General features: G+C 59.5%; 6 protein-coding genes. 4 read left to right on the top strand and 2 right to left on the bottom strand.

Features of this window, described 5'->3' with window-relative positions:
• Window positions 1–244: 244 nt before the first annotated feature.
• A complete protein-coding gene (locus ACW9IR_RS09455; protein ID WP_457462906.1) occupies window positions 245–982 on the bottom strand; it encodes a thioesterase II family protein in 738 nt (245 codons plus the stop codon).
• A gap of 129 nt (window positions 983–1,111) precedes the next feature.
• Here ACW9IR_RS09455 and ACW9IR_RS09450 point away from each other — a divergent pair, with 129 nt between their 5' ends.
• Window positions 1,112–2,245, top strand: a complete 1,134-nt coding sequence (locus ACW9IR_RS09450; RefSeq protein ID WP_457462904.1) for a cupin-like domain-containing protein — start codon at window positions 1,112–1,114, stop codon at window positions 2,243–2,245.
• A gap of 111 nt (window positions 2,246–2,356) precedes the next feature.
• On the opposite strand, the gene ACW9IR_RS09445 is transcribed toward ACW9IR_RS09450, so the two are convergent.
• Window positions 2,357–3,529: an MFS transporter gene (locus ACW9IR_RS09445; protein WP_457462902.1), complete on the bottom strand. Its 1,173-nt coding sequence runs from the start codon at window positions 3,527–3,529 to the stop codon at window positions 2,357–2,359.
• A 328-nt stretch (window positions 3,530–3,857) separates the two neighbouring features.
• Between ACW9IR_RS09445 and ACW9IR_RS09440 the strand changes: the two genes are divergently transcribed.
• The 3 genes from ACW9IR_RS09440 to ACW9IR_RS09430 all read left to right on the top strand — a co-directional run bounded on the left by ACW9IR_RS09440 (window position 3,858) and on the right by ACW9IR_RS09430 (window position 7,611).
• The gene (locus tag ACW9IR_RS09440; protein ID WP_457462900.1) at window positions 3,858–4,862 is read left to right on the top strand and encodes a terpene synthase family protein; all 1,005 of its coding nucleotides are present in this window, start codon (window positions 3,858–3,860) and stop codon (window positions 4,860–4,862) included.
• 129 nt (window positions 4,863–4,991) lie between these two features.
• Window positions 4,992–5,792 (top strand): 3-oxoacyl-ACP reductase FabG, encoded by an 801-nt coding sequence (gene fabG / locus ACW9IR_RS09435; protein WP_102900905.1) that lies wholly within the window; start codon window positions 4,992–4,994, stop codon window positions 5,790–5,792.
• The gene (locus ACW9IR_RS09430; protein ID WP_110719731.1) at window positions 5,785–7,611 is read left to right on the top strand and encodes a glycoside hydrolase family 15 protein; all 1,827 of its coding nucleotides are present in this window, start codon (window positions 5,785–5,787) and stop codon (window positions 7,609–7,611) included. Before fabG ends, ACW9IR_RS09430 begins: the two co-directional genes overlap by 8 nt.
• Window positions 7,612–7,754 lie beyond the last annotated feature (143 nt).

Raw genomic sequence — 7,754 nt, 5'->3', positions numbered from 1 at the left:
TTCTCAGCATCCGGATCAGTAGGCAGGAAGCACAAAGGCACGTCATCCCTATAAAACGAATGCAGACCGGAAAAATTAGCGAATGAGAATAACTGTCAGGCGGGAGGTAGAGCGGGGAATTTCAGATCTGCAAAACACCCTGTGGGAGCGAGCTTGCTCGCGAATGCGGTATGTCTGCCAATACAGATGTTGACTGACATTGCGTCTTCGCGAGCAAGCTCGCTCCCACAGGTTTTCGCGGTGTTCAGGCGGTTGCGGCCATGGCGTGGCGGCGATGATGTCCGTCGAGCTGATCCTTGATCACTTTGAGCACCTTCGCTTCATGCTCATGAATAAAGAAGTGCCCGCCCGCAAGCATGTCCACCGAGAAACTGCCGCGGGTTTCCTTGCTCCAGCCGATCAATTGCTCGGTGGTGGCACGATCAGCCTTGCCGCCGAGCACATGCACCGGGCAGTTGAGCAGCGGTCGCGCCAGCGGTTCGAACTTGCCACACAGCTGAAAATCCGCGCGCAGGATCGGCAGGGTCAGGCTCATCAGCTCTTCGTTGGCCAGCACTTCTTCGCTGGTGCCATTGAGTGTACGTAACTGCTCGATCAACTCGGCGTCAGTCTTGGGGTCGGCGAAGCCGCGATCGTAATCGGCCCGCATCGTCGGCGCCGCAGTGCCGGAAGCGAACATCGCTACTGGCTCAGGACAGCCCAGCGCACGCAGGGCATGCGCCATTTCGCAGGCCAGCAACGCGCCCAGACTATGGCCGAACAGCGCATAAGGAGTCTTGAGTGTCGGGCGCAATTCCTTGGCCAGTTGCATCGCCAGTCCACGCATGTCGGTGTGCAGCGGCTCACCAAAACGTGCGCCACGCCCCGGCAGCTCAACCGGTTGCAAGTGCAGCCACTGCGGCAGTTTCGGCCGCCAGCGGCTGTAGACCATGGCACTGGCGCCGGAATACGGCAGGCACAGCAGGGTCAGCTTGGTCACCACGCTTTCCTCGAAAAATTCATCTGTAGAGAGAGACGTATCCCGCGCCGGGTAAATTAGTCATCGACCAGTAAATTCCCCCAACAGGCGCTCGTTAACTGTTCAGGCCAAAACCAATAATGAGGGATCACCGTGGACCTGCAGAGCATCCTGGGCAAACTGTTCGCCAATGCCGGCGCCGTCGGCATCGAAGGCGTTTTTCAATTCGTGTTTGGTCCGCAGCAGGCCTACTGGTCCGAGGTCAAGGCCAGCAGCCGCACCGTGCCTGGACGCCACGCCAGCCCGGACGTGACCATTGAAGTCGCCGAGCGCGATTTCCTCGGGATCATGAGCGGCATGGCCAACGTCGAAGAGCTGTTCGCCAGCGGGCGCCTGAAAATCGGCGGCAACATGGGCCTGGCAACGATGCTGCCGCAGATCATCGAACATGCGATGCACGGTGGCGCCGTGGCGGAAAAAGTCGACATGAACAAGCGCTACCCGACCCCGCCGCGCTTCAGTGAAAAACTCACCGCCAGCCTGCCGACCCAAAGCAGCATCGAACGCCTTTCGCGCAGTGATCTGTCGGTCGCTGAATTCAAAAGCCGCTATCTGCCCAATGGCATTCCGGTGGTGGTCAGCAATGCGCTGCACGACTGGCCACTGTTCAAGCTCAGCCGTGAAGAATCGCTGGTGCATTTCGCCGAGCTGCAAGGCATCACCCGCCATGGCGACTACGTGAAGAAAACCTTCTCCACCGAACGTGATTTTCGCTCCACGTCGATGGCCGACTTCATCGCCTCGCTGGACCAACCGGCGGTCAAGGGCGCCAATGGCGAGCCGCCGGCGTATATGGGCAACAACATCCTGCCGGCGCAGTTGATGCAACAGATCAAATACCCGGCCTACTTCGACACCTCGTTATTCATCCCGCCGCGTATCTGGATCGGACCGAAAGGCACGTTGACGCCGTTGCATCGTGACGACACCGACAACCTCTTCGCGCAGGTCTGGGGGCAGAAGAAATTCACCCTCGCCGCGCCGCATCATCGTGAAGCGTTGGGCACTTGGTCGACGGCGCCGAAGGGTGGTCTGGATGGTTGTGATTTCAACCCGGATGCGCCGGATTACGAGCGCTTCCCCGCCGCTCGGGACGTGACCTTCTTGCGCGTAACGCTGGAGGCTGGGGATCTGCTGTTTTTGCCGGAGGGCTGGTTCCATCAGGTGGAGTCGGTGTCGACGTCGTTGTCGGTGAATTTCTGGGTGAATTCGGGACGGGGCTGGTAACACTTCAACTCCTGTGGGAGCGAGCTTGCTCGCGAAAGCGGTCTTTCATTCAACATTGATGTCGACTGATCTGACGCATTCGCGAGCAAGCTCGCTCCCACAATGGAAATTTCATTTCAGATGGCGGTAACTCTGTACCGCCGAACCCAGCACCACCGCCCCCGCCGCAATCGCCAGCCAGAAACCGCTGCGCGCACCGAAAGCGTCCACCAGCCAACCGGAGCCGGCAGCCCCGACGGCCACGCCGATACTCAAACCGGTGACCAGCCAGGTCAGGCCTTCAGTCAGTTTGGCGGGCGGCACGATGCGTTCGATCAGCGCCATCGCCACAATCAGCGTCGGCGCAAAAAACAGCCCGGCGATGAATACCGCCACCGACAAGCCGAAAATATTGCTCGCCAATAACAGCGGCAACGTCGTCACCGCTGTCGCCACGCCGCCGTACAAAAACAACCGGGGCAACGGCAGTTTCGAACGCATCGCACCGAAGGCGATGCCGGCCAGGCACGAACCGATGGCGTACACGGACAACACAATGCTCGCTGCCGCCGGTTGCCCCTGTTGTTGGGCAAACGCGACGCTGACCACATCGATGACGCCGACGATAACGCCCATGGCGATCATCAGCGCCAACAGTAACTGAACGTCAGTCGAACCAATGATCGAGGCGTGATGTTCGCACGCATGCGGGTGCACCGGCGGCTCAGTGCTGCGCTGGGCGACGAACGCCGTCACGCCGATCGCCAGCGCCAGCAAAGCCGCCAGCGGCCCGGCCTCAGGAAACACCGCCACACACAACCCCACCGACAGCGGCGGACCGACAATAAAACAGACCTCATCAAGCACCGATTCCAGCGCATACGCGGTCTGTAATTGCGGCTGGCCACGATAGATCTCGGTCCAGCGTGCGCGCACCATCGCCGACATGCTCGGCATGCAACCGGCCAGTGCGGCGAAGATGAACAGCGTCCAGTTCGGCGCCTGTAACCGCGTGCACAGCAGCAACATCAGCAGTGCGCCGCCGCCGATCAACGCCGATACCGGCAGAATCCGCCCCTGACCGAAGCGGTCCACCAGCCTTGAAACCTGCGGCGCACAAAACGCCGTGGCGAGCGCAAACGTCGCCGCCACGCCACCAGCCAACGCATAGCCACCCTTCAACTGCGAAAGCATGGTGATCACACCGATACCGGTCATGGAGATCGGCATGCGCGCGATCATCCCGGCCAGCACAAAATTTCGTGCGCCGGGGGCGTTGAATAATTCGCGGTAGGGGTTTGCCATGGACTGCAGCCTCATCAAGGGCCGCCAAGTTGCCATAGGGTCGGGTGGCGTGGAAGCGCGCAATTGTTGGTGGAATGTGAAGGCCTGAAATGCAAATGAAGCCAGTACCGTTTTTTCACACTTGAAGCTTCAGCCGCCTGCTGTTGGCAACGCAACCATTCGTCGCAAATCATGCGTACCTGTCAGACCTGACAGGTGCTTCGTCTTCCAACAAAGCGCATTCATATACCCAACGTTACCCATGCAGGAACTCGCAGGTTGAGAACATTGCTCAGACCCGACGACTGCATCCAGTGTCCCGAGGCAAGCGGTGTAAAAGGAGCAGACCATGAATCGACCCACCTCCACGGCACAACCACGCAGCGCCGTTTCGCCCTTTGTCGTGCGCAGCCTTTTCTGTCCTTGCCCGACACGCATTGATGAGGCGCTGGGCCAGGAAGTCAACGAGCGTCTTATGACGTGGATACCGAGCGTGGGTATCTTTGCCGGTAAACACGAAAAACTGCGCGCCAGTGACTTCGGTCGCTACGCGATGTTGTGCCATGCCGACACGGACGATCCGGACAGGTTACTGCTCGCTGCGCAATGTTTCGCGGCACTGTTCGCCGTGGATGACCATTATTGTGACGACCTATCGCTCGGTGGCCGCCCCGAGAAAGTGGCCGAAATGCTGTCGTTCGCCATTACGGCAATCGATCCGGTGTATTTGCCTGCGCCTTTCGATGAAGAACTTTCGCAACAACAAACGTGCGACCCGGTAATCAGGGGCTTGCTGTCTTACATGAAACGCGTGGGGCAATTCTCCACCCCCTCACAAGTGGCTCGAGTACGGCAAATCACCATTGCCATGTTTGTCACCATGGCTGCCGAAGCCCCGTGGCGTATCTACGGTACCCAACCCACCATCGCCGAATATCTGGCCAGCCGACAGGTCAACAGTTTCTGGCCTTGTCAGGTTCTGATTGATGTTATTGGTGACTACGAAGTACCCGCCAACCTGTATTCCCACCCACAGATTCATCGCATCAGCGCCTTGGCGGCACTGGCCACGACTTTGGTCAATGACTTGTATTCCGCGTACAAGGAGCACCTCAAGGAAACGGGAGACTTCAAGCTTCCCTACCTTCTGGCGGCCAGACATCACTGCTCGCTGCAAGAGGCCATCGATAAAGCGGCGGATATTCATGATGCCGTCATGCAGGAATACTCAACGCTCGAAAAGCAACTACTGAACAATGCCGCACCTTTGACCAAACGCTATTTGAAGGGCTTGACCACTTGGGTGGCGGGTAACCTGGAATGGCATAAACACAGTGCGCGCTACCACATCTGAATGGTCGCTATAAAACGCTCAACTGCCTCACAGCGCATTTGGGCCAGAAGGGTGTAGAGACTTTTCACTGAACTCTCGCCTGCGCTGGCCAGTCAGCTATTGAAGACAAAGCTTCAGGCCCAGACACTCATGCAGATCTCCCTTACCCGCCAGGTAGCCCTGATCACCGGCGCCAGTTCTGGCATCGGTCACGCCGCCGCCAAGGCCCTCGCGGCTGCCGGCGCTGCAGTGGTCATCAACTACAACCGACAGGCCGAACCTGCCGAAGCACTTGCCCGGCAGATCGTCGCCGACGGTGGCCAGGCCATCGCCATCCGCGCCGACGTATCAAAGGAAGACGAGGTTGAACGGCTGTTCGCCGAAACCCTCGATGCCTTCGGCTCACTGGATATTCTGGTGGCCAACTCGGGTATGCAAAAAGACGCGCCCGCTGTGGATATGTCGCTGGACGACTGGAACGCGGTGATCGGCGTCAACCTCACCGGCCAATTCCTCTGCGCCCGCGCTGCCCTGCGGATTTTCAATCGCCAGGGCGTTCGCAAAGGCGTGTCCCGCGCCGCCGGCAAAATCATCCACATGAGCTCGGTGCACCAACGCATTCCCTGGGCCGGGCACGTCAATTACGCCGCGTCCAAGGGCGGCGTCGATCAGTTGATGCAGACCCTCGCGCAGGAAGTCAGCCATCAACGCATCCGCATCAATGGCATCGCGCCGGGGGCGATTCGCACGGCGATCAATCAAGACGCCACCGAAGGCGCGGCCGCTGAAAAGCTGCTCGAACTGATTCCCTACGGACGCATCGGCGATGCCGAGGACGTCGCCAACGCGGTGGTCTTTCTCGCCTCGGACGCCTCCGATTACATCGTTGGCACCACCCTGTTCATCGACGGCGGCATGAGCCTCTATCCGGAGTTTCGCGGCAATGGCTGAGCATCACCTGGAACGACAAAGCCCGATCGACGCCCACGGCATCATCGGCGACATGCGCAGTGCAGCGCTGGTCAATGATCGCGGCAGTGTCGATTTTTTCTGCTGGCCGGAGTTCGACAGCCCGTCGATTTTCTGTTCGCTGCTGGATACTCCCGACGCGGGGATTTTCCAGTTGGCGCCGGACTTGCCCGACGCGCGCCGCGAGCAGATTTATCTGCCCGACACCAATGTTCTGCAAACCCGCTGGCTCAGTGAACGCGCGGTGGTGGAAGTCACCGATCTGCTGCCTATCGGTGACAGTGACGATGCCCTGCCGCTGCTGATGCGGCGGGTTCGTGTAGTGAGCGGCTCAGCAACTTTCACGATGCGCTGCGCCGTGCGCCACGATTACGCACGAGCCGACACCCGAGCACAGATGGATCAACAAGACGTGACGTTCAGCGCTGCCGGCCAACCGTCACTGCGCCTGGCTTCAGACCAGCCGATGCAGATCGACGCCCAAGCGGCGGTGGCGCAATTCACCCTCAAACAAAATGAAACGGCGGCGTTCATGCTCGGTGCCACCGATGATCCACGATTTGCCGAAGGCGCAGGACACTTGTGCATGGAACGCACGCTGAAGTTCTGGCGCGACTGGATCGGTCAATCGATTTACCGCGGACGCTGGCGCGAAATGGTCAACCGCTCGGCCCTCGCGTTGAAACTGCTGACGTCGCGCAAACACGGCGCGATTCTCGCCGCCGCCACTTTCGGTCTACCGGAAACGCCGGGCGGCGAACGCAACTGGGACTACCGCTACACATGGATCCGCGATGCCTCGTTCACGGTGTACGCGTTCATGCGCCTGGGCTTTGTCGGCGAAGCCAACGCCTACATGGGCTGGTTGCGCGGGCGGGTCAGCGACTGCTGTGGCCAGCCGATGAAACTGAATATTCTCTACGCCATCGACGGACAACAGGAATTGCCGGAAACCGAACTGGATCATCTGTCCGGTCACGGCGGCGCAAAACCGGTACGCATCGGCAACGGCGCGTACGAGCAGATCCAGCTCGACATCTTTGGCGAGCTGATGGACGCGGTGTATCTGGTCAACAAATATGGCGACGCGATTTCCCACGAAGGCTGGAAACACGTGCGCGAAGTGGTCGATCAAGTCTGTGAGACCTGGCAGACCAAGGATGTCGGCATTTGGGAAATGCGCGGTGAACAGCACCACTTTCTGCATTCTCGACTGATGTGCTGGGTGGCGCTGGACCGGGCGATTCGTTTGGCGTCGAAGCGCTCGCTGCCGGCACCGTTCGCCCAGTGGGACCAGACCCGACAGGCGATTTACGCCGACATCTGGGACAATTTCTGGGATGAAGAGCGCGGGCATTTCGTCCAGTACAAGGGCGGCACCGCGCTCGACGGTTCGATGCTGTTGATGCCACTGGTGCGCTTCGTCAGCGCCAAGGATCCACGCTGGCTGTCGACCCTCGAAGCCATCGAAAAGACGTTGGTGCGCGACGGCATGGTGTATCGCTATCGCAATGACGCCAGCAATATCGATGGCCTGGCCGGCACCGAAGGCGCGTTCGCTGCGTGTTCGTTCTGGTATGTCGAATGCCTGGCTCGCGCGGGGCAGGTGGAAAAAGCCCATCTGGAGTTTGAGCAATTGCTGCGTTATGCCAATCCGCTGGGCCTCTATGCAGAGGAATTCGACAGCCATGGTCGACACTTGGGCAATACGCCGCAAGCGCTGACACATCTGGCGTTGATCAGTGCGGCGAGTTTTCTGGATCGGCGCTTGAGCGGGGAAAAGAGTGAGTGGCAGCCGTAATGTTCGCTAGAGGTTGTAGGAAATAGCCCACAAAACGATGACTTTGTAGGATCCCTGTGGCGAGGGGATTTATCCCCGCTGGACTGCGAAGCAGCCCAAAAACCCTGCAGCTCACTCATCCAGAAGTACCGGGGCTTCTGACT

The sequence above is a fragment of the Pseudomonas sp. SDT291_1_S447 genome (genome assembly GCF_054070155.1).
Note: the sequence above shows the minus strand (reverse complement) of the source record. Positions and strands in the feature narration are given on the sequence as shown.